This is a genomic window from Microbacterium sp. ZW CA_36 (assembly GCF_044987475.1).
GTDB lineage: Bacteria > Actinomycetota > Actinomycetes > Actinomycetales > Microbacteriaceae > Microbacterium.
This window is the reverse complement of the sequence record NZ_JBJDRL010000030.1, coordinates 1-26,111: the sequence shown is the minus strand read 5'-3', so window position 1 is coordinate 26,111 and position 26,111 is coordinate 1. Positions and strand designations below refer to the sequence as shown.

Annotated in this window: 20 protein-coding genes; 11 read left to right on the top strand and 9 right to left on the bottom strand. The window is 68.8% G+C overall.

Going from position 1 to position 26,111, the window contains the following annotated elements; genetic code table 11:
• The first annotated feature begins 7 nt into the window (after positions 1-7).
• Positions 8-1,018: an inositol 2-dehydrogenase gene (gene iolG, locus ACI3KX_RS13575; RefSeq protein ID WP_404910061.1), complete on the top strand. Its 1,011-nt coding sequence runs from the start codon at positions 8-10 to the stop codon at positions 1,016-1,018.
• A gap of 84 nt (positions 1,019-1,102) precedes the next feature.
• On the opposite strand, the gene ACI3KX_RS13570 is transcribed toward iolG, so the two are convergent.
• The 6 genes from ACI3KX_RS13570 to ACI3KX_RS13545 all read right to left on the bottom strand — a co-directional run bounded on the left by ACI3KX_RS13570 (position 1,103) and on the right by ACI3KX_RS13545 (position 8,557).
• Positions 1,103-2,386, bottom strand: coding sequence for an ABC transporter substrate-binding protein (locus tag ACI3KX_RS13570; protein WP_404910060.1), 1,284 nt, complete (start codon positions 2,384-2,386; stop codon positions 1,103-1,105).
• Between the two features lie 30 nt (positions 2,387-2,416).
• The gene (locus tag ACI3KX_RS13565; RefSeq protein ID WP_404910059.1) at positions 2,417-4,546 is read right to left on the bottom strand and encodes a beta-galactosidase; all 2,130 of its coding nucleotides are present in this window, start codon (positions 4,544-4,546) and stop codon (positions 2,417-2,419) included.
• A 48-nt stretch (positions 4,547-4,594) separates the two neighbouring features.
• On the bottom strand, positions 4,595-5,242 hold the full coding sequence (locus ACI3KX_RS13560) for a hypothetical protein (RefSeq protein WP_404910058.1): 648 nt from the start codon (positions 5,240-5,242) through the stop codon (positions 4,595-4,597).
• A 23-nt stretch (positions 5,243-5,265) separates the two neighbouring features.
• Positions 5,266-6,189, bottom strand: coding sequence for a carbohydrate ABC transporter permease (locus tag ACI3KX_RS13555; protein ID WP_363354837.1), 924 nt, complete (start codon positions 6,187-6,189; stop codon positions 5,266-5,268).
• Positions 6,186-7,181, bottom strand: coding sequence for a carbohydrate ABC transporter permease (locus ACI3KX_RS13550; protein ID WP_404910057.1), 996 nt, complete (start codon positions 7,179-7,181; stop codon positions 6,186-6,188). The genes ACI3KX_RS13555 and ACI3KX_RS13550 overlap by 4 nt, the downstream gene beginning before the upstream one ends.
• 74 nt (positions 7,182-7,255) lie before the next feature.
• Entirely contained in the window at positions 7,256-8,557 is a 1,302-nt protein-coding gene (locus ACI3KX_RS13545; RefSeq protein WP_404910056.1) for an ABC transporter substrate-binding protein, read from the bottom strand.
• Between the two features lie 425 nt (positions 8,558-8,982).
• Here ACI3KX_RS13545 and ACI3KX_RS13540 point away from each other — a divergent pair, with 425 nt between their 5' ends.
• The 6 genes from ACI3KX_RS13540 (at position 8,983) to ACI3KX_RS13515 (ending at position 16,447) form a co-directional block, all read left to right on the top strand.
• Positions 8,983-9,642 (top strand): YesL family protein, encoded by a 660-nt coding sequence (locus tag ACI3KX_RS13540; protein ID WP_404910055.1) that lies wholly within the window; start codon positions 8,983-8,985, stop codon positions 9,640-9,642.
• A gap of 57 nt (positions 9,643-9,699) precedes the next feature.
• On the top strand, positions 9,700-11,247 hold the full coding sequence (locus tag ACI3KX_RS13535) for an extracellular solute-binding protein (protein ID WP_404910054.1): 1,548 nt from the start codon (positions 9,700-9,702) through the stop codon (positions 11,245-11,247).
• Between the two features lie 67 nt (positions 11,248-11,314).
• Positions 11,315-12,286 (top strand): ABC transporter permease subunit, encoded by a 972-nt coding sequence (locus ACI3KX_RS13530; RefSeq protein ID WP_363354829.1) that lies wholly within the window; start codon positions 11,315-11,317, stop codon positions 12,284-12,286.
• Positions 12,286-13,167 carry a carbohydrate ABC transporter permease gene (locus ACI3KX_RS13525; protein WP_363354827.1) on the top strand — a complete coding sequence of 294 codons (882 nt, stop codon included), beginning with the start codon at positions 12,286-12,288 and terminating at the stop codon, positions 13,165-13,167. Before ACI3KX_RS13530 ends, ACI3KX_RS13525 begins: the two co-directional genes overlap by 1 nt.
• Positions 13,164-13,808 (top strand): DUF1961 family protein, encoded by a 645-nt coding sequence (locus ACI3KX_RS13520; RefSeq protein ID WP_363354825.1) that lies wholly within the window; start codon positions 13,164-13,166, stop codon positions 13,806-13,808. The genes ACI3KX_RS13525 and ACI3KX_RS13520 overlap by 4 nt, the downstream gene beginning before the upstream one ends.
• Positions 13,805-16,447, top strand: coding sequence for a Tat pathway signal sequence domain protein (locus tag ACI3KX_RS13515; protein WP_404910053.1), 2,643 nt, complete (start codon positions 13,805-13,807; stop codon positions 16,445-16,447). The genes ACI3KX_RS13520 and ACI3KX_RS13515 overlap by 4 nt, the downstream gene beginning before the upstream one ends.
• A gap of 483 nt (positions 16,448-16,930) precedes the next feature.
• Here ACI3KX_RS13515 and ACI3KX_RS13510 read toward each other — a convergent pair whose 3' ends face one another.
• The gene (locus ACI3KX_RS13510) at positions 16,931-18,025 is read right to left on the bottom strand and encodes a Gfo/Idh/MocA family protein (RefSeq protein WP_404910052.1); all 1,095 of its coding nucleotides are present in this window, start codon (positions 18,023-18,025) and stop codon (positions 16,931-16,933) included.
• Between the two features lie 105 nt (positions 18,026-18,130).
• Entirely contained in the window at positions 18,131-19,918 is a 1,788-nt protein-coding gene (locus ACI3KX_RS13505; protein WP_404910051.1) for an ABC transporter ATP-binding protein, read from the bottom strand.
• Positions 19,919-19,970: 52 nt separating this feature from the next.
• Between ACI3KX_RS13505 and ACI3KX_RS13500 the strand changes: the two genes are divergently transcribed.
• Positions 19,971-20,642: a rhamnogalacturonan acetylesterase gene (locus ACI3KX_RS13500; protein ID WP_404910050.1), complete on the top strand. Its 672-nt coding sequence runs from the start codon at positions 19,971-19,973 to the stop codon at positions 20,640-20,642.
• A gap of 23 nt (positions 20,643-20,665) precedes the next feature.
• Here the strand turns inward: ACI3KX_RS13500 and ACI3KX_RS13495 are convergent, their stop codons facing one another.
• Positions 20,666-21,673, bottom strand: a complete 1,008-nt coding sequence (locus ACI3KX_RS13495) for a LacI family DNA-binding transcriptional regulator (RefSeq protein ID WP_363354815.1) — start codon at positions 21,671-21,673, stop codon at positions 20,666-20,668.
• Between the two features lie 332 nt (positions 21,674-22,005).
• On the opposite strand from ACI3KX_RS13495, the gene ACI3KX_RS13490 reads away from it, so the two are divergent.
• From ACI3KX_RS13490 to ACI3KX_RS13480, 3 genes are read left to right on the top strand one after another with little or no spacing between them, the layout of a single operon-like run.
• The gene (locus ACI3KX_RS13490) at positions 22,006-23,007 is read left to right on the top strand and encodes an ABC transporter permease subunit (RefSeq protein WP_404910049.1); all 1,002 of its coding nucleotides are present in this window, start codon (positions 22,006-22,008) and stop codon (positions 23,005-23,007) included.
• Positions 23,008-23,017: 10 nt separating this feature from the next.
• A complete protein-coding gene (locus tag ACI3KX_RS13485; RefSeq protein WP_331910963.1) occupies positions 23,018-23,974 on the top strand; it encodes a carbohydrate ABC transporter permease in 957 nt (318 codons plus the stop codon).
• A 32-nt stretch (positions 23,975-24,006) separates the two neighbouring features.
• Positions 24,007-25,758, top strand: a complete 1,752-nt coding sequence (locus ACI3KX_RS13480) for an ABC transporter substrate-binding protein (RefSeq protein ID WP_363354811.1) — start codon at positions 24,007-24,009, stop codon at positions 25,756-25,758.
• The last annotated feature ends 353 nt before the right edge of the window (positions 25,759-26,111 follow it).

Sequence of the window (26,111 nt, the reverse complement as noted above, 5' to 3'; positions counted from 1 at the left end):
CACCACCGTGACCGACGCCCCCCTTCGCTTCGGCCTGATCGGCACCGGTCGCATCGGCCAGGTCCACGCCGCGAACATCGCCGCGAGCCCCGACACCGTGCTCACCTGGGTCGCCGACCCGATGGTCGACGGCGCGCACGCCGTGGCCGGGCGCTTCGGCGGTCGGGTGACGGATGCCGCCGACGAGCTGTTCGCGGCCGCCGACGTGGATGCGGTGCTCATCGCCTCGCCCACCCCGACCCACGTCGACCTGATCGCGCAGGCTGTCGAACGCGGCATCCCGGTGCTCTGCGAGAAGCCGATCGACCTCGACATCGCCCGCGTCGACGCGCTGCGCCCGAAGGTCGCGGCCGCCGGCGTGCCCGTGGCGCTGGGATTCAACCGCCGCTTCGACCCCGCGTTCGCCGAGGTGCAGGCGCGGGTCGTGGCGGGCGAGATCGGCGCTCTCGAGCAGCTCACGATCATCAGCCGTGATCCGGCCGCGCCGCCGGCCGCCTACATCGGGGTGTCGGGCGGCATCTTCCGCGACATGACGATCCACGACTTCGACATGGCCCGTTTCTTCCTGCCCGACATCGTCGAGGTGACGGCGGTCGGCACGACGACCTTCGATGACGGTGCGCGCGAGCACGGCGACTTCGACACGGCCGTCGTGACGCTGCGCGCGGCCTCGGGCGCCGTCGTCACCATCATCAACTCGCGTCACAGCGCGGTCGGGTACGACCAGCGGCTCGAGGCCTTCGGCGCGAAGGGCTCGCTGCAGGTCGCCAACCGCTCGATGAGCCTGGTCAGCCTCTCGACGGCCGAGCGGGTGGACGCGCGCGCGCCGTTCGAGGACTTCTTCCTGCAGCGCTACGCCGACGCGTACGCCGCCGAGCTCGGGGCCTTCGTCGCCCTGGTGCGCGGCGGCGCCTCGACGAGCCCGACGTTCGAAGACGGCCGCGCCGCGCTGGTCCTCGCCGACGCCGCGCAGAGGTCCGCCACCGAGCGTGTCTCGGTGGCCGTGCGCACCGACTGATCTGCGCGGGCGTCGACCCCGCTGGACGAAAGACGGATGCCGCGGCACGAGGCCGCGGCATCCGTCTTCCTGCGTTCGACAGGCTCAGCCGAGAATGGCGTCCGCCTCCGAGAAGAACTGCGTCACGGCGTCGTCGACCGAGAGGGCGCCGAGGCCGATCGACTTGCCGAGGTCCCAGAAGGTCTGCTCGAGCGAGCCGTAGCCGACGACCGGGACGGGCGGGGCGTCGCCGATGCGGTCGGCGGCGGACTCGATGTAGTCGGCGACCTGCTTGTCGGCGCCCTCGAGGGTCGTGCCCTCGAGCTTCGACGACGAGGCGGGGAAGCCGAGCGTGGTGCCGAAGATCTCGCCGGCCTCGGGGCTGTTCACCACGAAGTCGAGGAAGAGGGCCGCGGCCTCCGGGTGCTCGGTGTTCTTCGCGATCGCGACCTGCAGGCCGGCCTGACGGTAGAGGTCCTTCGAGCCCTCCTCCGCGGTGGGCGGAGCGACGATCGAGATGGACGAGGCGCCCGAGTCGGCGAGGTACCCGCCGAGGAAGTTGCTCCAGCTCATCTCGCTCGCGGTGATGGCGGCGCCGAAGCCCGACTTGGGCGAGAGCTCCTCGAGCTTCTGCTGCGGCACCGTGACACCGTCGCGGATGTCGGAGCCGGACTCCCAGAAGTCGCGCAGCTCGTCCTCGGTGAAGCCGAGCTCGCCGTCGTCGGTGTACAGGTTGCCGCCGTTGGCGCGGAGCACCAGCTCGAACACCTGGATGCGCTGCGTGTAGTCGGTGCCGCCGTAGACCGCGCCGCCCGTGGCGTCGGTGACGTCGGCCATCCAGTCGTCGAAGTCGGCGAAGCTGGTGCCGCCCTCGGGTGCGTCGACGCCTGCCTGTGCGACGAGGTCGTCGTTGACGAAGTTCGCCCACAGGCTGTAGCCGGTGGGAAGCGAGTACTGCACGTCGTCGAGCGCGCCCGTGCCCAGCAGCGACTCATCGAACGTGGTCGTGTCGATGTAGTCCGATACCTCGCCGAGGTCGAGCAGGTTGCCCGACTCGGCGTACTGGCGCAGGTAGCTGTCGGAGAACTGGAACACGTCGGGCAGTCCGCCGCCCGCGGCCTCGGTCTGACGCTTCTCCCAGAAGCTGGGGAAGTCGGTGAACGAGGTGTTGATCGTGATGTTCGGGTACTCCTCGTTGAACGCCGCGATCAGGTCGTTGTAGCGGGTCGCGCGGTCGTCGTTGCCCCAGAACGCGAAGTCGAGGGTGACCTTCTCGTCGGGGTCGAACGCGGCCGCGTCGTCGGGCTCGCCGCCGGCGCAGCCGGCGAGGACGAGGGCGGCGCCGGCGGTCAGGGCGGCTGCCGCGAACAGGGTGCGGGGTGCGGGCATCAGGGTGCTCCAGTCGTGATCGGGATGGGGTCAGGAAACGCTCAGGGCATCGCGCGCGGCGGATGAGGGGGCGTGGTCGGGGCCTGCGGTGAGCGGTGCGGTGACGAAGGCGACGCCCTGCGCGTCGAGCACCACGCGGTCGACGGTGACGCCGGTCTCGGCATCCGTTCCGTCGATCGCGATCTCGACCCGCTCGTCGCTGTGGTTGATGAGGGTGACGAGGTCGCCCCGACGCGCTGCCTCGACCCCGGCGGGCAGTCCCTCGACGACAGGACGGACACCGGATGCCGCGACCACGGTCGCAACGACGGCGTCGAGCGCGTCGGTCTCGCGGCCGCCGGCCGAACGTCCGTCGCTCACCGGCGCATCACTGACAGGCACAGTGGCGACGTACCAGGCTTCGCCGGAACCGTAGCGGTGACGCGTGAGGGCGGGCGATCCTGCCTGCAGGCCGGACTCGAACGAGGCGACGACGTCTGCTCCGCCCGCGTGGACGCTCTCGGCCACCAGGCGGCCGCGCTGCTCGGCGCCGTCGAGGCCGAATGTCACGGTGCCCGCCGCGGCGGCGGTGCGCGCGGCGCGGACGGCGTCGGTGCTCAGGGCGCCCACGCCGCCGGCGCTCGCCGAGGATCCCGCGAGCGCGCCGAAGTCCTCGAACCGCAGGCCGAGCACGGGGCCGAGCTGCGTCAGGAATCCACCGTCGCGGAACTGGTCGTGCTCGTCGACGATGTCGGTGAAGGGGCCGGTGAGGAGCGTTCCGCCGTCGTGGACGAAGCGTGCGAGCGCGGCTGCGCCCTCATCGCGGAGCAGGTACAGGGCGGGGGCGACCACCAGACGATAGGTGTCGTCGACTTCTTCGGGGCCGACGATGTCGACCTGGATGTTGCGCGCGTGGAACGCGCCGTACCACTCCAGCACGAGCGCCAGATAGTCGACCTCGGTCGGGTGGTCGCGCTCCTCGACGGCCCACCAGTTCTCCCAGTCGAAGACCAGTGCGACCTGGGCGTCGCGGCCGGGCGCCGGAAGCTCCGGCAGCGCGGCCAGGCGTGCGCCGAGCTCGGTCACCGCGTCCCAGGTGCGCGTCTCGGTGCCGGCGTGGGGCAGCATCGCCGAGTGGAACTTCTCGCTGCCCGCGCGGGACTGGCGCCACTGGAAGAACATGATGCCGTCGGCGCCGCGCGCGACGGACTGCGCGGTCTCGGCCATGAGCGCGCCGGGGCGCTTGCCCGGGTTGGCGGGACGCCAGTTCACGGCATCCGTCGCCTGCTCCCAGAGCAGCCAAGGCACGCCGGGCTTGAGCGAGCGGATGAGGTCGCGCTGGAAGGCGGCGTCGCGCACGCGGTGCGGGTTGGCGGGGTCGGGGTAGCAGTCGTCCGCGATGACGTCCATGAACGGCGCCCACTTGCGGTAGTCCGCCGGCTTGAACGGGCCCATGAAGTTCGTGGTGATCGGCTGCGTGGCGCCGGCGCGCTGCAGGATCTCGCGCTCCATGAGGTAGCACTCGAGCAGCATGTCGCTGGTGAAGCGCCGCCAGTCGAGCATCGACGACGGGTTGTGGCTGTAAGGAGCGAGACGCGGCGGGAAGATCTCGTCGAAGGCGCCGTAGCGCTGCGACCAGAAGTTCGTCCCCCATGCCGCGTTGAGCGCGTCGATCGTGGCGTACCGGCCCTCGAGCCACACGCGGTACGCGTCGCGCGCGGCATCCGAGAAGTCCATCCAGAGGTGGCAGCCGAACTCGTTGCCCACGTGCCACATCACGACGGCGGGGTGGTGGGCGTAGCGCTCGCCGAGGCGTCGCACGAGCTCCCCGGCGAGGCGCCGGTACGTCGGCGACGACGGGGCGAAGTGCTGGCGGCTTCCCGGCCAGTACGACGCGCCGGACTCGTCGGCGGGCAGGGTCTCGGGGTAGGTGGCGCTCACCCACGGCGGGGGAGACGCGGTGGCGGTCGCGAGGTTCACCGCGATGCCGCCCGCGTGCAGCTTCTCGATGACGGTGTCGAGCCACGCGAAGTCCCACACGTCCTCGGCGGGCTGGATGCGCGACCACGCGAAGATGCCGAGGCTCACGATGTTGACACCGGCCTCCTGCATGAGGCGCACATCGTCGTCCCACACGTCTTCGGGCCACTGGTCGGGGTTGTAATCGGCGCCGTACAGCACGTCGAGCAGCTCCTGTCTGGATGGTGCAGCGGGGGTTCGGAGGCCGTGTCAGCGACGGCCGCGGCGTGCCGGGACCGCGACGACCGCGAAGGCGGCGCAGCCGAGGCCGGCGACGATGAGCGGGGCGAGCATCCACGTCACCACGCCGACGAGCACGGCCGCCGCCGCGAGGTACAGCGCGCCGACGGGATCGGCCGCGAGAGCGGATGGGATGCCGCGGACCGCGCCCCGCCAGCCGCGCTCGGGCGTCCACGCGCCCGCCGCCACGAGCAGGGCGACGGCGCCGGCGACCAGTCCCAGCCACCCGACGATCGAGATCAGGGCGCCGCCGGGCAGTGCGCCCGAGTTCGCCAGGTCGATGTCGAGCAGCAGCAGGAGCGTCAGCGCGACGGCTGCGATGCCGACGACCAGGCCACCGGGGAGCGCGGCACGCCAGTCCTGCCAGAACGTCCGCGCATGCGACTGCTCGGCGTTCACATAGCGGCGGAGGTGCCGGATGCCGGCGGAGAGTGCCGCGGGCAGCGTGACGACGAGGATCCCGGCGGCGGTCACCAGCAGCCCGGTCAGCAGCACCTCGCCGAACAGGGCGAAGGCGCCCTTCGCGCCCGGGTAGCGGGCGGGCTCGCGCTCGTCGAGCGTGGGGCCGCTGCCGGAGGCGTCGGCCCGGCGCGCGGCGCGGAGTTCTCGGCGGTTCATGTGCGGTCTCTTTCCTGGGTCCGTCAGCCCTTGAGGCCCTGTGTGGCGACGCCGTCGACGAGGAAGCGCTGGAACACGAGGAAGAAGAGCAGGACGGGGATGAGGGCGATGAACGACGCGGTGACGGTGGCGCCGTAGTCGCTGACCGAGGTCTGGTCGTTGTAGAGGCGCAGCGCGATCGGCAGCGGGTAGTTCTCGGGGCTGGTGAGGTAGAGCAGGGGTCCGAGGAAGTCGTTCCAGGCCCAGATGAACGCGAAGATCGAGCAGGTGATCAGGGCGGGCTTGATCAGCGGCAGGATGATCGACCAGAAGATGCGCATGTGGCCGGCGCCGTCGATGCGGGCGGCTTCGTCCATGTCGCGGGGCATCTGGCGGATGAACTGGACGAGCAGGAACACGAAGAACGCTTCGGTGGCGAGGAACTTCGGCAGCAGCAGCGGCCAGAAGGTGTCGATCATGTCGAGCCGGTTGAAGATGATGTACTGCGGGATGATCACGACGTGGAACGGCAGCAGCAGGGTGCCGATCATCGCGGCGAACAGCACGCTGAGGCCCTTGAACTGGATGCGGGCGAACGCGTAGGCGGCGAGCGACGAGGACAGCAGCACGCCGATCACGGAGCCGGCGGCGATGATGAACGAGTTCAGGAAGAACCGCCACATCGGCACCCCGGCGATGCCCTCGAACACCTTGGTGTAGTTGTCGATGGTGGGCGCGTTCGGGATGAGGCCCATGTTGGAGCCGAACTCGCTGTTGGGCTTGAAGGTGGCGAACAGCAGCCAGACCAGCGGGTAGAGCACGACCGCGGTGACCGCGATGAGCACGATGAACCAGATGACGGTCTGCCAGGTCTTGCGCTTGACCTTGCGGCGCGGGGCGCGGGGGGTGGCGTCGATCTGGTTCTCGAGGGTGGCGATGGCGGGTTCGCCGAAACTTGTGGTGCTCATCGGTTGTCTCCGGCGTAGTGGACCCAGCTTCGCTGGGTGCGGAAGAGGATGAAGGCGATGACGGCGACGACGATCAGCAGCACCCAGGCGATGGCGGCGGCGTAGCCCATCTGGCCGTCGCTGAAGCCGCGCTTGTAGAGGTACAGCGTGATGAAGTTCGTCATGCCGGCGGGGCCGCCGGTGCCGTTGGAGATGATGTAGGCCGACGCGAACACCTGGAAGGCGCCGATCAGGCCCAGCAGCAGGTTGAAGAAGATCACCGGTGACAGCATCGGCAGGGTGACGGCGCGGAACCGGTGCCAGGCGCCGGCGCCGTCCATCTCGGCCGCCTCGTACAGCTCCTTGGGGATCTGCTTGAGGCCGGCGAGGAAGATGACCATGGTGGCGCCGAACTGCCAGATCGCGAGGAGGATCATCGCGGGCAGCACCAGCGCGGGGTTGCCGATCCAGCCGCCCAGGTCGATGCCGATCGCCGACAGGCCGTTGTCGACCGGGCCGTCGCTGGCGAACATCGCCCGCCACACGATCGCGACCGACACGGATCCGCCGATGAGCGACGGGGCGTAGAAGGCGGACCGGAAGAACCCGGCGCCCTTGTCGCGGTAGTTCAGGAGCATGGCCACCGCGAGTGCCGCGGCGAGGGTGATCGGGGTGCCGACCACCACGTAGATCAGCGTGATCTGCGCGGACTGGATGAACGCCGGGTCCGACGTGAACATCCGGATGTAGTTGTCGAAGCCGATCCACTTCGGCGGGCTGAAGATGTTGTAGCTCGTGAACGACAGGTACAGCGAGTACGCCATCGGGATCAGCGTGAGGCCGAAGAACCCCACCAGCCACGGCACGAGGAACCCGTAGCCGGCGACCGTCTCCTTCACGGCACGCTGTCGCATGCCCGGACGATCCGTCCGTTCCGGCCGGGACCGGCGGAACAGGGAACGACGCGATGACTTCTCACCGGTCACGATGACTCTGGTCGCTGTGGTGCTCACGAGACTCTCCGATACGGGTTCATGGAGTGGTGTTCCGGGCCCGGGCGCATCGTGCGCCCGGGCCCGGAAGGCTGTCACTGGTTGAGGACGACGTCCATCTCGGCGAAGAACTGCGAGACCGCGTCATCGACGGTGACCGTGCCGAAGTTCAGTTCCTCACCGAGCTGGCGGAACTTCTCCTCGAGGGTGCCGTAGCCGACGATCGGCACCGGCGGGGCGTCGCCCAGGCGGTCGGCGATCGAGGCCTCGTAGTCCTTGACCTGCTGGCTGAGCGGGTCGAGCTCGGCCGCGGCGAGGGCGGTCTCCGAGGCCGGCAGGCCGCGGTTGGTGCCGAAGATCTCGCCCGACTCCGGCGAGTTCACGAGGAAGTTGACGAGCGTCGCCGCCGCCTCGGGGTGCTCGGTGCTGGCCGAGATCGTGTGGAGCATCGAGGGCTTCAGGTACAGGTCCTTCGCGCCTTCCTCCGTCACTGGGGGAGCGATCAGGCCGAGCTCGGTGTAGCCCTCGCCGAGGCCGGCGAGGTAGCCGGCGCCGAAGTTGTCCCACGTGAGCTCGCTCGCCGTCAGCGCGCTGTCGAAGGCGCCCTTCGGCGCGACCTCCGCGACGCGCTGCTGGGGGATGCCGATCCCGTCGCGGACGTCCTGACCGGACTCCCAGAACTCGGTCAGGCGCTCCTCGTCGAAGCCGGGCGTGCCGTCCTCGTTGAAGAGGTTCTGGCCCTCGGCGCGCAGCTGCAGCTCGAAGTTCTGGATGCGGCCGGTGAAGTCGGACCCACCCCAGAACTCGCCGCCCGCGCCGTCGGTGACCTCGCCCATCCACTCGGCGTAGTCGTCCCAGCTGCCGCCTTCGAACTCTGCGACGCCGGCGTTCTCGAGGAGGACCGGGTTGGTGAAGAGGCCCCACGCGTTGGTGGACGTGGTGATGCCGTAGGTCGTGTCGTTGACGACGCCGATGTCGAGGATGTTCTCGGGCAGCGGGTCGGTCTCGATGATGTTGCCGAGGTACGGGTCGAGATCGAGCAGCAGGTTGTTCTCCGCGTACTGACGCAGGTAGGAGTAGTCGAACTGCATCACGTCGGGGAGGTTGCCGCCGGCCGCCTCGGTCTGCCGCTTCTCCCAGAACTCGGGGAAGGTGAGGAACGTGGAGTTGACCGTGATGTTGGGGAACTCCTCGTTGAACGCGACGATCGCCTCGTTGTAGAGGTCGGCGCGCACATCGTTGCCCCAGAACGCGAGGTTGAGGGTGACCTCCTCGTTCGGGTCGAACGTGGGAGCCGCGTCGGGGGTCTCGTCGCTGCCGCCGGCGCAGCCGGCGAGCACCAGGGCGGCGCCGGCCGCGACCGCGGCTATGGCGAGGGCCCGCTTCTTGCTGAACATCCTTGTCCTCCTTGTGAACGTCTGCGTTCGCTTCTCCGCGTGAGACGTTCGTCGTCTGTGAGTGCGGTGTGGGCGCATCCGGATTCGGAACATGCGGTGCTGGAAAGCGCTTGCCCGCTACGGTACCTCGTCTAAAAACGTTTCGCAAGCCATTCTCCGCACAAATTTAAACGATTCAGTAACGCTCGACGCGGCTTCTGCGCTCGGGGCCGTGCACGGTCCCAGTCGCCGGCCGCCGTCGGCGCTGCGCAGCCGGCTCGGACTGGGTGCGCAATCGTCGAAACGTTTCTGAGATTTGCATGAGACGTTTCACTTCCGGCGGGTCGACGAGTTGACTCCGCTCGCGGTGGCGGTTACGTTACTCGTGGCTTTGCCGGGAAAACGTATTCCCGGCAATGCCTCTCGCCCACAACGATGGAGATGTGATGACGGACCACTCGTCTGCCATGCCGACGTGGGCCCTGCGTGCTCACGCCGTCTTCGACTGGGTGTGGTGGATGGCGTACGTCAACGCGCTGTGGTGGGTGTTCGCTCTCGCCGGGGGCATCCTGTTCGGCGTCGTGCCCTCGAGCACCGCCGCCGCCGATCTCACACGGCGACGCCTCCGGGGCGAGGTGTTCCCGGTGGCACGGTCCTTCGCCACCGCATGGCGCCGCGATCTGCGGAAGGCGAACGTCGCGCTCGGCGTCGGATTCCTCGTGACCGGGATGCTGGCGGTCGGCGCCGCCGGGCAGCTCGCAGCCGGGACCGTCGGCTCGGTGCTCGGCGTCTCGACCGTCGTCGCACTGGCCGCAGCCTTCCTGATCACCGCTGTCTCGGTCCCGCTGTACGTCCACTACGAACTGCCGCTCCGCGCCTACCTCCCCACCGCGAGCCGCTGGGCGATGCGCAACGTCCTCCACGTGGTCCTGCTGCTGCTGGGAGCCGTCGCGATCGCGGCGGTCGGCAGCATCCTGCCCGGGATCGTCCCGTTCCTGACGGTGGGGGCGTGGCTGACGCTCAGCACGGTCATGTGCCTCTCGTTCTTCACCGCCAATGACCGCGCCGTCGCCGACCGCGTCGCCGCGGGGTCCCCCCCTTCCTGATCCTCTCCGTCCACCTCCCCAGAGAAAATCCCCACCCCCGAACGAAGGAGTTCTGCAATGAACCACAGCAAGCCGCTCGTCGGCGTCGGCATCGCCGTCGTCGCCGCCCTCGCCCTCACCGGTTGCTCCGGGAGCGGAACCGGCGCCGATGACGCGAACAGCACGGATGCCGCGAAGCTCGAGAGCCTGTCGATCATGGCGCCGTTCCTCAGCACCAACGCCCCCGAGGAGGACAACGAGATCGAGGCCGCCGTCGAGGATGTCATCGGCGTCGATCTGGACATGACGTGGGTGCCGAATGCCTCCTACGGCGACAAGGTCAACATCACGCTCGCCGGCGACGATCTTCCCCAGGTGATGGTGATCCAGGGCAAGGACCCCGGGTTCGTCCGCAACGCGGAGGCCGGGGCGTTCTGGGACCTCACCGACTATCTCGACGACTACGAGAACCTCAAGACCACCTTCCCCGAGGTGCAGCGGGCGTCGAGCGTGAACGGCAAGGTGTACGGCGTCTTCCGCGCCCGCGACGTCATGCGAGAGGCCGTCATCATCCGCAAGGACTGGCTCGAGAACGTGGGACTCGAGCTGCCGGAGACGACCGAGGACCTCTACGAGATCGCGAAGGCCTTCACCGAGGACGATCCCGACGGCAACGGCGCGGACGACACCTACGGTCTCATCATCCCGAAGTGGCCCGGCACCATCGGCACGAACAGCCCGTGGGACGCGATCGAGACCTGGTACGGCGCGGGCACCCGCTGGACCGAGCGCGACGGAGAGCTCGTGCCGAACTTCACCACCGACGAGTGGTTCGAGGCCGTGCAGTTCGAGCGGCAGCTGGTCGAGGAGGGTGTCGTCAACCCCGACTACGCGACGTTCGACTCGGCGAAGTGGAACGAGCCGTTCCTCACCGGCAAGGGCGGCATCATCATCGACGTCCACTCGCGCGTCGGCCAGCTGATCAGCCTGGTCAAGCAGTCGGATCCCGACAACTTCGAGAACTATGTCGACGTCACCGGCAACCTGAGCGGGCCTGACGGCGACCTGTACGCGCTGCCCACCTCGGGCTACAGCGGCTTCCTCGCGATCCCCAAGGCGCAGGTGCGCACCGAGGCGGAGCTGCGCGGCGTGCTCGAGGTGCTGAACGAGCTCAACTCGGCAGAGGCGGGCCCGATCCTCAACAACGGCATCGAAGATGTCACCTACACCCTGGACGGCGATCTTGCCGTCGCCGTGGACGACGTGCCGCAGGCGCTGAAGGACACCGTCGGCGCGTACGCACAGCTCGGCACCAACGTCAACGGCTTCCAGGGGTATCTGCCCAAGCAGCCGTCGGAGTACGAGCAGGAGATGTACGACAAGCGCAAGGAGATCGAGGCGGCCGACCTCGAGTCGGCCCAGTTCGACCCGGCAGCGCCCTACGTGTCGCCGACATACGTCTCGAAGGGCGCCCAGCTGGACACCATCGTCGCCGATGCGCGCATCCAGTACATCGCGGGTCAGATCGACCTCGACGGGCTCGAGGACGCCGTCGAGCTGTGGCGCTCCAGCGGCGGCGACGACATCATCGCCGAGATCAACGAGCTGGCCGACGCCGACTCCTGATCGCCGGGCCGGGGATGACGGGTGCCTGCGCGCCCGTCATCCCCGGCACTGACCGAGAGGCCCATCCATGGCAATGCTCGACACCGCCGTCACGGCGACCGAGACGCTGACCGTTGAGAAGCAGAGCCGGCGCCGTCGCGGCGTTCGCGTCCACTTCACCCAGTTCAAGTGGCTCTACCTTCTGCTCGTACCCGGCATCGTCTACTTCCTGCTGTTCCGGTACTGGCCGATGTACGGCGCGATCATCGCCTTCAAGGACTACGTCCCCTTCCTCGGCATCGCCGACAGCCCCTGGGTCGGATTCGCGCACTTCGAGGACTTCTTCGCGAGCCCCGACTTCCCGCGTCTGCTCGGGAACACGATCATCCTCGCCCTGCTGTCGCTGCTGATCGCGTTTCCGCTGACGATCATCGTGGCGCTGCTGCTCAACGAGATGCGCCTGACGATCCTCAAGCGCACGACGCAGACGCTCATCTACGTGCCCCACTTCCTGTCGTGGACCGTGGTGGCGTCGCTGACCTACCTGCTGTTCGCACTCGACATCGGCCCGCTGTTCCAGCTGATCAACGGCATCCTCGGCACCGACATCAACTTCCTCGCCGATCCGGCGTGGTTCCGGCCGATCATCGTCCTGCAGGACATCTGGAAGAACACCGGGTGGGGCACCATCATCTTCCTGGCCGCGCTGGCCGGTGTCGACCAGGCGCAGTACGAGGCCGCGATCATCGACGGCGCGGGCCGCTTCCAGCGGGTGTGGCACATCACGATCCCCTCGATCATGCCCACGATCATCGTGATGCTCGTGCTGCAGATGGGGCAGATCCTCAACACCGGGTTCGAGCAGATCTACCTCATGACCAACTCGCTCAACCGATCGGTGGCCGACGTCTTCGACACGTACGTCTACTTCATGGGCATCACGCAGGGCTCCTACAGCTACAGCACCGCTGTGGGCCTGTTCAAGGCGGTCGTCGGCGTCGTGCTCATCTTCGGGGCGAACTGGGTCGCCAAGCGCTTCAACCAGGTAGGGATCTTCTGATGGCTCGCGAGAAGTACCGGTTCAACACTCCCGCCGGCCGCGTGTTCGACGTGTTCAACGTCGTGCTCCTCACGGCGATCGGCATCGTCGCGCTCGTGCCCTTCGTCTACGTCCTCGCCGGGTCGTTCGCGACCGAGGCCGAACTGGCGACGCGCTCGTTCTTCCTGTGGCCGGAGACGTTCTCGCTCGACGCATACGAGGCGATCTTCACGAGCCCCGCCTTCGTGCGGGCACTCATCACGACGATCGTGGTGACGGCCGTGGGCACCGCGGTCCAGCTGGCGCTGACCGCGACGATGGCCTATCCGCTGAGCAAGGCCAACCTGCCGGGCGGCCGTCTGATCCTCTCGCTGATCGTCTTCACGATGGTGTTCGGGGGCGGGATGATCCCGACGTTCCTGGTGGTGAAGGACCTCGGCCTGCTCAACAACTACTGGGCGCTGATCCTCCCGATGGCGATCAACCCGTTCAGCCTCATCATCATCAAGAACTTCTTCCAGCAGCTTCCCGCCGAGCTGGAGGAGTCCGCGAAGATCGACGGCGCGAACGAGCTGCAGACGCTGTGGAACATCGTGCTGCCGCTGTCGAAGCCGGTGCTCGCGACGTTCGCGCTGTTCTACGCGGTCGGGATCTGGAACGACTTCATGTCGCCGCTGCTGTACCTCAACGACAACTCGATGTGGACGCTGCAGATGTTCCTGCGTCAGGTGACCGTCGCCACCGACCTGTCGGTCGTGGAGCAGGATCCGACGCAGCTGCCGCCCGCGCAGGGCATCAAGTTCGCGGTCATCATCGTCGCGACGCTGCCGATCGTGCTGTTCTACCCCTTCCTGCAGAAGCACTTCGCGAAGGGCATGCTGATCGGGTCGGTCAAGGGATGACGCTGCTGTACCGCAATCCGCTGGCGGCGGCATCCGATCTGGACGGATGGGTCGCCGAGGGCCCGGTGGCGGTCCGCGCGACCGAGGACGGCCTGGCGCTGTCGAGCTCGGGCGGCTTCGACGACCACTGGACGCTGTGGTGCCCTGAGGTCTTCCCCGACCGGGTCCGCATCTCGTGGGATTTCGCGCCCCGCGAAGAGCCGGGTCTCGCCATGCTGTTCTTCGGTGCGGCGGCGACCGGCGGGCGCGGCATCTTCGACGATGGCGTCGCGCATCGCACCGGCGTCTACCCGCAGTACCACTCGAGCGACCTGCGGACTCTTCACGTGTCGTACTTCCGCCGCCGATGGGAGGACGAGCGCGCGTTCCACACGTGCAATCTGCGCAAGTCGCCCGGCTTCCACCTCGTGTGCCAGGGTGCCGATCCGCTGCCGCCGGTGGTCGATGCGAAGGACTCGTACTACCGCATCGAGGTCGTCAAGGATGTCGCTCGCGTCTCGTTCTCGATCGACGGCCTGCCCCTGTTCGACTGGATCGATGACGAGTCCACCGGTCCGCGGATACGCGACGGCCGGATCGGATTCCGGCAGATGTCGCCGCTCGTCGCCCGCTACCGCAACCTGGAGGTTCACTCGCTGTGACCACTTCGACCGTCCCGCTCCGCTGGCTCGACGACGCCCCGCCGGCAGAGCTCCCCGGCGGCGCCACCTGGGGAGTCCCTCTTCCGCGCGGCACCGTCGCGTCCGTCTCCGCGCTCGGTCTGCGGCAGATGGGTGGTCCGAGTTTGCCGGCGCAGTTCTGGCCGCTCGCGACCTGGCCGGACGGCTCGGTCAAGTGGGCGGGGTGCGCGGTCGGCGCGCTCGACGCGCCCGGTGCGTATGAGGTGGTGACCGACCTCTCGCCGCAGACGGCGGCCGCCGGCGCAGGGACCGGGTCCGTGGTCGTACGCGAGGACGCGGACGAGATCGTGGTCGCGAACGGCGTGATCGAGCTCGCGTTCGCACGCCCCGAGCACGGCGCGATCGACGCGCTCGCGCGCCGCGTGGTGCGCGACGGGCGGATCGTCGCCCGCGACATCCGACTGGTGAGCCTGCTGCAGGACGACGTGCCCGAAGACGGTGGGGCAGGCCCGCGCCGCCGGTTCCGGTCACGGGTGCACAGGGTCGTCGTGGAGCAGGACGGGCCGGTCCGCGCGGTCGTCCGCGTCGAGGGCGCGCACCGGGACGAGGACGGTTCGCGCGAATGGCTCCCGTTCACCGTCCGCTTCGTGGTGGTCGCCGGGTCGGCTGAGGTGCGTCTCGTGCACACGGTGGTGTGGGACGGGGATGCCGAGCACGACTTCCTCGCCGGGCTCGGTCTGCGCGCCGACGTGCCGCTGCGGGCGCCGCTGCACGACCGCCACGTCCGGATCGCGGGTGCTGACGGCGGGTTCTTCGCCGAGGCGGTCCGCGGGCTCACCGGTCTGCGGCGCGACCCCGGCGCCGAGGTGCGCGGCGCGCAGATCCGCGGCGAGGCGACGCCGCCGACCCCGCGCTGGAACCCGCAGGTGTCGGAGCGCCTCGAGCTCATCCCGGCGTGGGGCGACTTCACGCTGACCCAGCTCAGTGCCGACGGCTTCGCGATCCGCAAGCGCACCGCGCCCGGACACGCGTGGATCGATGCCGGCGCGGGGATGCGTGCCGAAGGCTTCATCGGGATCAGCGATCCGGCCGGCGGGCTCGGGGTCGGCATCCGCTCGTTCTGGCAGTCCCATCCCGGCCAGCTCGACCTGCGCGGCGCGACGGGCGATCAGGCGGAGCTCACCGCCTGGCTGTATGCGCCCGAGGCTCGGCCGATGGATCTGCGGTTCTACCACGACGGACTCGGCCAGGACGACTTCGCGACGCAGCTCGAAGGCCTCGAGATCACCTACGAGGACTACGAGCCCGGCTTCGGTGACGCTCACGGCGTGGCGCGCACGCACGAGCTGACGCTGTTCGCATACGCCGCGACCCCGCCGATCGCGCAGGTGGCCGCTGCCGTCGAGAGAGTGCAGCGACCGCCGCTGCTGCAGCCCACCCCCGACCACCTGCACGCGGTCGGCGTGTTCGGAGACTGGGCGCCGGTCGACCGCTCGACGCCGGCACGCACCGAGATCGAGGACAGCGTCGACTTCCTGCTGGACTTCTATCTCGGGCAGGTCGATCAGCGCCGCTGGTACGGCTTCTGGAACTACGGCGACGTCATGCACGCCTACGACGCGGACCGTCACGTCTGGCGCTACGACGTGGGCGGCTACGCGTGGGACAACAGCGAGCTCTCGCCCGATCTCTGGCTGTGGTACTCGTACCTGCGCAGCGGGCGCGCCGACGTCTTCCGCTTCGCCGAGGCGATGACCCGCCACACGGGGGAGGTGGACGTCTACCACCTGGGCCGGTGGCAGGGGCTCGGCTCTCGGCACAACGTGCAGCACTGGGGGTGCAGCGCCAAACAGCTGCGCATCTCGAGCCCGATCTACCGGCGCATCTTCCACTATCTGACCGCCGACGAGCGCGTGGGCGATCTGCTCACCGAGCTGCGCGACAGCGACGCCCGCTTCCTCGACACCGATCCGACCCGCAAGGTGCGGACGGATGCCGCGACCTACCGCCCCGACCGCGCCGCGCTCGCGGTGGGGCTCGGCACCGACTGGGGCGCGCTGGCGGCGACGTGGCTGGCCGACTGGGAGCGCACCGGCAACGAGCGCTCGCGCGACCGGCTGCTCGGCACGATGGCCGACATCGGCGCACTTCCGCACGGATTCCTCACCGGCGAGGCGCTGTACGACATCGACGCCGGCCGATTCGACAGTGCGCGCGAACGCATCGCCGTGTCGCACCTGAGCGCCGTGTTCGGGCTCGTCGAGGTGTGCAGCGAGCTCATCTCGCTGGTCGACGTCCCCGGCTTCCGCGACGCGTGGCTCGAGTACTGCAGGCTCTACCTCGCTTCACCCGACGAGCAGGAGGCCGCGGTCGGGCAGCGGCTCACCGGCATCCATCTCGAGCAGGCCCACAGCCGGCTCACCGCCTACGCGGCGGCGAGCCGAGGTGACGACGCGCTGGCGGATGCCGCATGGCGGGCGTTCGAGGGGATCGGCGAGTGGCTGGTGCACCGCCGTGACTTCGTGCTGCGGCGCATCGACGGGCCGGCAGTGCTCAACCCCGTCGACGAGGCGCCGACGGTCGGAACCAATGACGTCGCGCAGTACGGCCTCGCGGCGATCCAGAACCTGGCGCTGATCGGCGACCGGCTGCCGCGGTAGCGCGGGGTGCGGTGCCGCGGGGCCGCGGGTGCCGCGGGTGCCGCGGGGGCGCGGTGCCTCGCAGAGGCAGTCCATCGCGGCACCTCGCCGCGGCATTCCTTCGCGGCATCCCTCCGCATTTTCGCAGGCACGCCTTCGCCCTCGGGTCCTCCCGGTCGTCGCATCCAACAGGTCAACCAGGCCTCTACAGGAGAAGCTGCGCGCTGAACGTCCTGTGGAAGGCCGGTTGACCTGTTGGATGCTGGGGGCGCGGTGTGCTGCGACAGTGACCTTTGCAGTCGTGGCGGGACCGCGGCGTGTGCGGGGTGCCGTGTCGCGGCATCCGATCTCCGGTTATGCGCCCTTCGACAGGTCAACCAGGCCTTTACAGGAGAAGCTGCGCGCTGAACGTCCTGGGGAAGGCCGGTTGACCTGTTGGATGCCGGACCGCGACACCGTGCCGCTCGCGCGGCGGCGGTTCGTGGGACTCAGCGAGCCTCGGACTCAGTGGGCCGGGCGCAGGTCGATCACGGCGCTGGCGAAGCTCTTGCGGTGCGTCGGGTGCGCGGCGAGATCCGCCGGCGTCACCACCGCGCCGTCGGCGTCGGCCGAGGCGTAGATCGCCGCGACGAGCTCGATCGACCGGGCGGGGGCGTCGGCAGTCGGAGGGAGCGGGGCGCCCGATCGCAGCGCGTCGAAGACGTCCCGCAGCAGGTACACGTGGTCGCTGCGCTCCTCGGCGCCGGTGATCTCCCACGTCGCGGCCTCGTCGGCGTCGATGTGAGCGGCGGGCGTGATGCGCCAGTTCTCGTGGCCGTGGCCGTACAGGTGGTCGACCGTGATCGTGGCCTTCTCGGTGTCGATGCGGATCGTGCTCACCTCGCGCGGCGAGAGGGTGCTCGAGACGACCTGTGCGACCACGCCGCCCTCGAACACGACGGTAGCCGTCGAAACATCCTCGGTCTGCGTCTCGCGGTCGAGGCGCCACAGGCGGCCTTCGACGCGCGTCCAGTCGCCGAGCAGGAACGCCAGCAGGTCGAGCTGGTGGATGGCGTGGCCGAGGGTCGTGCCGCCGCCCTCGGTCTCCCACTTGCCGCGCCACGGCACGGCGAAGTACGCGGCGTCGCGGTACCAGAGCGTCTGGCACTGGGCGACGAGCGGGCGCCCGAGCGCGCCGGAGTCGAGCAGGCGCTTCACATGCGCGGGCGCCGTGCCGGTGCGCTGCTGGAAGACGACCGCGAGCCGGCGGTCGGCGGCGGCTGCGGCATCCGTCATCTCCTGGAGCTCGTCGAGCGACGGCGCCGGAGGCTTCTCGACGACGACGTGCGCGCCGGCCGCGAAGGCGGCGATGGTCTGGGCGGCGTGCGCGCCCGGGGGAGTGCAGACGTGGACGACGTCGGGGTGCTCGGTCGCGAGGAGGGTCTCGAGGTCGTCGTACACGACGGGGGCGCCGTAGGAGGCGGCGAACGCCTCGGCCGACGCGCGGCTCAGGTCGGTCACGGCGACCAGCTCGGCCTGCGGGTACGCGGCGATCGCCCTCGCGTGCGAGTGGGCGATCGCTCCGGTGCCCACGATGGCGCAGCGCAGATTCTCGGTCACGGTGGCTCCTTCGGGTGGATCGAGAGCGGATGCCGCAGCCGGCGGCATCCGCTCTTCCAGGGTAGGCGGTGGGAGCGGAAAGCGCTATCCCACGCCGGAGACACCTCAGCGCGGGTGGCCCGCCTGCGTGGCGTGGAGGTGGGCGTAGCGGCCACCGGCGGCGAGCAGCGCGTCGTGCCCGCCGACCTCGACCACCTCGCCGTGCTCGAGAACGACGATCCGGTCGGCCTGGCGGATCGTCGACAGGCGGTGGGCGACGACCAGGGTGGTGCGGCCGCGCATCAGGCGGTTGAGTGCGTCTTTGACGAGCTCCTCCGACTCCGGGTCCAGCGCCGAGGTCGCCTCGTCGAGGAGGAGGATGCGCGGGTCGCGCACCAGCGCCCGGGCGATCGCGAGACGCTGCCGCTGGCCGCCGGACAGGCGCGCGCCGCGCTCGCCGACGACGGTGTCCCACCCGTCCGGGAGCCGGTCGACGAACTCGGCCGCGTTGGCGTCGCGCAGCGCCTGATGCAGACGCTCCTCCGACACGTCGTCGAGGCCGTACGCGATGTTGTCGCGGATGGTCCCCTCGAACAGCACCGACTCCTGCGGCACGACCGAGACGGACTGGCGCACGGTCCGCAGGTCGAGGCTCTGCATGTCGGCCCCGTCGAGCAGGATGCGCCCCGACGTCGGGCGCACGAACCCCAGCACGAGGTTGAGCATCGTCGACTTGCCCGATCCCGACGAGCCCACGAAGGCGACGGTCTCGCCAGGCGGGATGTCGAGCGAGACGTCGCGCACGGCATCCCGTTCCGCGCCGTCGTAGCGATGCGAGACGTGCTGCAGCTGCAGATGACCGCCGACCTGCTCGACCGCGCGCTTGCCCTCGTTCTGCTCCAGGTCGGGCTCCTGCAGCACCTCCGAGATCGAGCGCATCGACTCGAGGCCGCGGGCGCCGACCGGGATGAGCATCAGCAGCGCCGTCAGTCCCGACGTCAGCAGCGTGAAGTACGACGACAGCAGCACGACCTCGCCGGGCGTGATCGGGAGGATGCCGGTGAGCGCGAAGATCGCGGCGAGCACGAGGCATCCGAGTCCGAGCAGCTGCATCGCGACCCACGAGATCGACGCGACGTGGCCGTTGAGCATGTCGAGGTCGAGCCCCGCGCGACGGACGCCGTCGGCGCCGGCCTGCACGCGCGAGACGGCGGTGCGCTCGAGGCCGTGCGCGCGGGTCACCGGAATGAGCGAGGCCATCTCGCCGACGCGCGCAGCGAACCCCTCGACCTCGCGGCGGAACACCTCGTTGCGGGCCCGCGAGCGGCGGCTGAGGGTGGCGCGCAGCACGAGGGCGATCGGCACCGCGAGGGCGTACACGGGCAGGAACTGCGGCACGGCGATCGCGGTCATCACGATGGCGCCGATCAGCACCATCGTCGAGGACAGCAGCGGGTGCGTCACCTGCTGCAGCATGAGCTCGACGTTCTCGACGTCGCGCACCACCTTCGTCTGCACGATCGACGAGCTCACCCGCGTGTGGTAGCCGATCGACAGGCTCTGCAGTCGCGCGGCGAGGGCGTTGCGGAGGTCCGCGCCGGTGTCGCGCACGACCGTCATGAAGTTGCGCGTGTAGACGATGTGCATCGGGTAGTTCTGGATGAGCAGCACCGCCGCGATCGCGAACCACACCAGCACGGTCGACACGTCGCCGCCGGTCGCGACCAGGTCGATGATCTTGGCCGTCACCACCGGCAGGAACCAGAGCGGGATCTCCTTGCACGCGAACGCGAGGATGGCGGCGGTCATGCGCGCGGGGCGGCGCGCGAGCAGCGCCAGCACCGATCGGCCGGGTCGAGGATTCTGGGCGATCCCGATGACGCGGATAGCGCCGGTAAACGCTTTCTGAGTCATGATGACATGGTATCGACGGATGCCGCGCCCCGGCGCCTGCGAAAGGCTGAACATGACGTACCACCTGGCCGGAGACTCGACGGTCGCCCCCGCCAAGCCCGACGAGCTGCCCATGACCGGGTGGGGCTCGTACATCGAACCCGTGGTCGAGGCGCCGGTGCGCAACCTCGCCTACGGCGGCGCGACGACAGAGTCGTTCCTCGCCGACGGAACCTGGGCCCGCCTGCTCGGCGGCGTCGCCGCGGGTGACGTCGTCGTGATCCAGTTCGGGCACAACGACCAGAAGCTGCCCGAGCTCGGCGCGCGCGGCGGGTACACGGCACGCCTGCGCGGCATGGTCGACGACGTCCGCGCACGGGGCGCGCGACCGGTGCTGTGCACCTCCGTCGAGCGGCGCTGGTTCGACGGCGACCGCGTGACCGCGACGCACGGCGACTATCCGAACGCCGTGCGCGATCTGGCGCACGAGCTCGACGTGCCGCTGATCGACCTTACGGCGTTCACGACGTGGCTCTACGAGGATCTCGGGCTGGAGGCATCCGTCGCCCTGCTGTCGCATTTCGCGCCCGGTGAGCACCCCTTGTGGCCCGACGGGCTCGCAGACGACACCCACTTCCACGAGCGGGGCGCGCGGCGGATAGCCGCCTTCGTCGGACGGTCACTGCGGGCGATCGAGCGCCGCGACGGCGATCGGCCGGCCAAGGGCTCTCAGCTGGTCAGCTGAGGCGGCAGGAAGTCGATATGCGGTCAGCCGCCGGTCGAGGCGCGGACGACGAGCTCCGGCTGATAGACGACGTTCCCCAGATCCGCACCGGCGGTGCCCGCGATCCGGGCCAGCAGCATCTCGGCGGCCGTGTGCCCCATCTCGCGAGCCGGCTGGCGAACCGAGGTGAGCGGCACGCCGGCGATCGCCGCGAACTCTATGTCGTCGTAGCCGACGACGGCGACGTCGTCGGGCACCCGCGCGCCCTGCGAGATCAGGCCGTGGACGAGCCCGATGGCGAGGTGGTCGTTGGACGTCACGATCCCCTCGGGCCGGTCGGCGGGGGAGCGGGCCGCGAGCTGCTCGCCGAAGGCGCGGCCGAGATCAGAGGTGGTGCGCGAGGTCCAGATGGGCTCGAGGGACGCGCCCTCGTGCGCGGCGACGGCCAGGCGCGCGCCCTGCAGGCGCTCGCGCACCTGCCGCACCTCCTCGCGCGCCCCGACGAAGGCCAGGCGACGGCGACCGGTCGCGAGCAGGTGCTCGGCCGCGAGCCGGCCACCCGCGACGTCGTCGAACGACACCGAGGGCAGCTCGCCGGTGTCGTCGACCGCATCCACCAGCACGACGGGGATGCCGCGGCCGCGCAGTCGCTGCAGCCACGGCTCCAGGGGGCCGAACGGGCTGACCAGGGCGCCCTCGACCTGCACGCGCTCGAAGAGCTCGAGGTGATCGCGCTCCTTGGCGACGTCGTCGCTGGAGTTGCCGACGAGCACGCGGAGTCCCGCGGCGGACGCCGCGTCCTCGGCGCCGGCGACCATTTCGGCGAAGAACGGGTTCGCGATGTTGATGACGGTCATGCCGAGGAGGCCGGACCTGCCCGCGCGCAGCTGCTGCGCCGCCTGCAGCGGAACGTAGCCGAGCTGATCGGCGGCCGAGCGCACCCGGTCGACGAGGCGCTCGCTGACCATGTGCGGGCGGTTGAGCGCGTTCGAGACGGTGCTGATCGACACGCCGGCGCGTTCGGCGACATCACGGATGCCGACTCGCTTCATGTCGCTCGTTCCGTCCTGTTCTCCCGGCATCCGGCCGGGAACGGACGCCTCCGCGCGTCCGGTCCGACCATGGTAGGCGCTTTCCATGGTGCGGACGCCCCGCCGGACGGCTCCCGATCGTTACCTCGGCGTTACGGGAAGGCATTTGACGAATCCGGTCCTCCCGCCTACTCTTCAATCGAAGCGGTTCGAAATCGAAGCGGTTCGACACTGGAACCCGAAAACCCGCCCTCGATGGAGCGGCAGCCACGTACACGAAGGAGTGACATGGAACGGCGTCATGCTCACCCGGCGGCAGTCTCGGCGGATGCCGCGCACCCGGGCACGGTCCGATGACCACGCAGGCTCAAGCGCAGACGGTCTTCCAGGAGGCCGCGGTCCACAACCTCGACAAGAATTCGAGGAAGGGTCGCGCACGGCGGCCGCGCCCCGCGGGCAGCCGCACCTCGTTCACGCTGTTCCTCTGCATCGTCCCGTTCCTGATCCTCGCGTTCCTGTTCTCGTACCTCCCGTTGTACGGCTGGATCTACTCGCTCTACGACTACAAGCCGGCCCTCGGCCTCGAGGGCAGCGAGTTCGTCGGGCTGCAGTGGTTCCAGATGCTCGTGAGCTCGCCGACGCAGATGGCCCAGATCGGCCAGGTGCTGATGAACACCCTGGCGATCAGCTTCCTCGGCATCGCGACATCCGTGCTGCCGCTGTTCTTCGCGATCCTCCTCAACGAGGTGAAGGCGCCGTGGTTCCGCAGCTCGGTGCAGACCCTCACCGCGCTCCCCAACTTCATCTCGTGGGTGCTCGTGTACATGATCGCCTTCTCGCTCTTCTCGAGCTCGGGCCTGGTCAACGACGTGCTCAACGACGCGGGACTCATCACGACGCCGATCAAGTTCCTCGACAGCGACCAGAACGTCTGGATCACCATGACGCTCTGGAGCATCTGGAAGGGACTCGGCTGGGGCGCGATCATCTACCTCGCCTCGATCGCGGGCATCGACCAGTCGCTCTACGAGTCGGCCCGCATCGACGGGGCCGGGCGCTTCCAGCTGATGCGCTACATCACCGTGCCGCAGCTGATGCCGACGTACCTCGTGCTGCTGCTGCTGGCGATCGCCAACATCCTCAACAACGGCATGGAGCAGTACTACGTGTTCCAGAACGCGTTCAACAAGGAGTGGATCCAGGTGCTCGACCTGTACGTCTACAACATCGGCATGACGGGCAACAGCCTGTCGCTGGCCACCGCGATCGGCATGCTGAAGAGCCTCATCTCGGTCGCCCTCCTGCTCACCGTCAACGCGGTCTCCAAGCGTGTCCGCGGCGAATCGATCGTCTGAGGGCCGGGCAATGACCACGACGATGACGAAGACGCTCACCACCGCGAAGCGCGGAGACACCTCCGCCCGCTACCGGGCGACGGTCGGCGATGTGCTGTTCCGCATCGCGAACTATGCGCTGTTCCTGCTGTTCGCGATCATCTGCGCGTACCCCTTCTACTACCTGATCATCAACTCGGTCAGCGCCAACGACGTCTCCGCGCTCGGGGATGTGCGCCTGTGGCCGGTCGGATTCCACCTCTCGAACTACACGCAGGTGTTCCAGCTGCCGGGCCTGCCGATGGCGACCGTGGTCAGCGTCGGCCGCACCGTGATCGGCACCGTGCTGACGGTGCTCGCCTCCGCGTTCCTCGGCTTCATGTTCACGCAGACCCGTATGTGGGGACGCAAGTTCTGGTACCGCTTCCTCATCATCACGATGTACTTCAGCGCGGGCCTGATCCCGGTGTTCATCATCATGAAGACGCTGGGACTGACGAACAACTTCTGGGTCTACGTGCTGCCGTTCGTGGTGCAGCCGTTCAACGTGATCCTCGCCAAGACCTACGTCGAGTCGATGCCGCGCGAGCTGCAGGAGGCCGCCGAGGTCGACGGCGCCAACATCCTGCAGGTCTTCTTCCGCGTCTATCTGCCGAACATGACGCCGATCCTCGCGACGATCGCGATCTTCAGCGCGGTCACGCAGTGGAACAGCTTCCAGGACACCCTGATCTACATCACCGATCAGAGCCTGTACACGCTGCAGTACCTGCTCTACATGTTCATCAACCAGGCGTCGAGTCTGGCGCAGGCCGCGCAGAACGCGGGCGGCAATCTCGGCCAGATAGCCGGGGTGGCGACCCAGCAGACGCCGACCTCGATACGCATGACCGTCTCGGTGCTGGTCGTGCTGCCCATCATCTTCATCTATCCCCTGTTCCAGCGCTTCTTCGTGAAGGGCATCATGCTGGGCGCCGTCAAGGGTTGACGGCGGCCACGCACCACCAAGAAAGGAAAGCAATGAAGCTTCGAAAGAAGGTGTCCCTGGCGCTCGTGGCGCTGCTCGCCGCGGGATCGCTGGCCTCCTGCAGCGCAGGCGGCGGCGACGATCAAGGTGCGATCGACCAGTTCCCCGAGGCGTGGGACGAGGAGATCACGATCGACGTGTTCGACGGTCTCGCGAACTACATGGGCGTCCAGCAGGGCTGGTTCGCCAAGATCGTCAAGGACAAGTTCAACATGAAGTTGAACATCATCGCCCCGAACGTCGCGGGCGGCGGCGACACCCTGTACAACACGCGCGTGGCCGCCGGTGACCTCGGCGACCTCATCATCACCGACAAGGGCGAGAAGCTCGACGAGCTCATCGAGGGCGGTCTGGTGCAGGACGCGTCGAACTACTACCCGGCGATGGACAATGCCGCCGAGTTCGACGCGGCCGTCGAGAAGCTCAACGACGGCAAGGACGGCATCTACGGCTTCCCGTCCGCGGTCTCCTCCCTCAAGCCCACCGAGCCGTCCGAGGGCCTGAACCCGACCTTCGGCCCGTACGTGCGGTGGGACTACTACAAGGAGCTCGGCTACCCCGAGATCGGCACGCTCGAGGACCTGCTCCCGGTGCTCGCCGACATGCAGGCGGCCCACCCCGCCGCCGACAACGGCCAGCCCACCTACGCCTTCTCGCTGTTCAAGGACTGGGACGGCAACATGATGGTGACCGCCAAGCAGCCGGCGTGCTTCTACGGCTACGACGAGATCGGGTTCGTGCTGTCCAAGGCCGATGGCTCGGACTATCAGAGCATCCTCGACCCCGACGGCGAGTACATCCGCAACCTGAAGCTCTATTTCGACGCCAACCAGCTGGGCCTGGTCGACCCGGAGTCGACCACGCAGAACTACGACACGCTGTTCTCGAAGTTCCAGAACGGCCAGGTGCTGTTCTCCTGGTGGCCCTGGCTCGGGCAGTCGGCCTTCAACACCGAAGAGAACATGGCCGCCGGCAAGGGCTTCCAGATGGCGCCCCTGCAGGACCAGAACATCTTCTCGTACGGCGCCGAGGCGTACGGCGGCAAGCAGGTCTTCGCGATCGGCTCGAAGGCCGACGACCCGGAGCGCATCGCCGCATTCGTCGACTGGCTGTACTCCGCCGAGGGCGCGTACGCCAACAGCAGCCAGACCGGAGCCTCGGCCGGCCCGCAGGGCCTCACGTGGGAGGTCAACGACGCCGGTGAGCCGGAGCTCACCGACTTCGGCAATGAGGTGTTCCTGCAGGGCGGCGCGACCGTTCCCGAGGAATGGGGCGGCGGCGAGTACGCCGACGGCGTGTCCGCGCTGAACCTGAGCGCGGTCCTCCCGATCGACACCGACGCCGAGACCGGCCTGCCGTACAGCTACACGTTCTGGCCGACCTACCAGGCCTCGATCGCCAACCCGCTGACCGAGGACTGGTCGGCGAAGATGGGCGACGCGACCTCGACCATGGAGTACCTGCAGGCGAACGACCAGGTGCTCGTGGCCCCGGGCGCGAGCTACGCGGCTCCCGCCGACGACTCCGAGATCGAGACGCTGCGCAATCAGGTCAAGGAGATCATCAAGCAGTACTCGTGGCAGATGGTCTTCGCCGAGAGCGAGGCGCAGTTCGAGTCGCTGCGCGACGAGCTCATCGAGACCGCGAACGGCCTCGGCTACGAGCAGGTGCTCGAGTTCGACATGGACAACGCGAAGTCGCAGAACGACGCGCGCGTCGCCGTGGCGGAGGAGTTCGCCGGCTGACACCCGCATGACGCGAAGGGCCCGGGATGCTGCATCCCGGGCCCTTCGTTCTTGCCCGGGTGACGGCATCCGCGTCGGTCTTCGCCGTCGCCAGACATCCCTCGTGGGGGCCGCTGAACTTCCGGTTCACACAACAGACAACCTTGGGGCAAACGGCGCACCTGTGTGAGCCGGACGTTGATGCGAGTGTGTGAACCGGAAGTTCATCGGGGTGTGTGAACCGGAAGTTCATCGGGGGTGTGTGAGCCGGAAGTTCATCGGGGGTGTGTGAGCCGGAAGTTCATCGGGGGTGTGTGAGCCGGAAGTTCATCGGGGGTGTGTGAGCCGGAAGTTCATCGACGGTGTGTGAACCG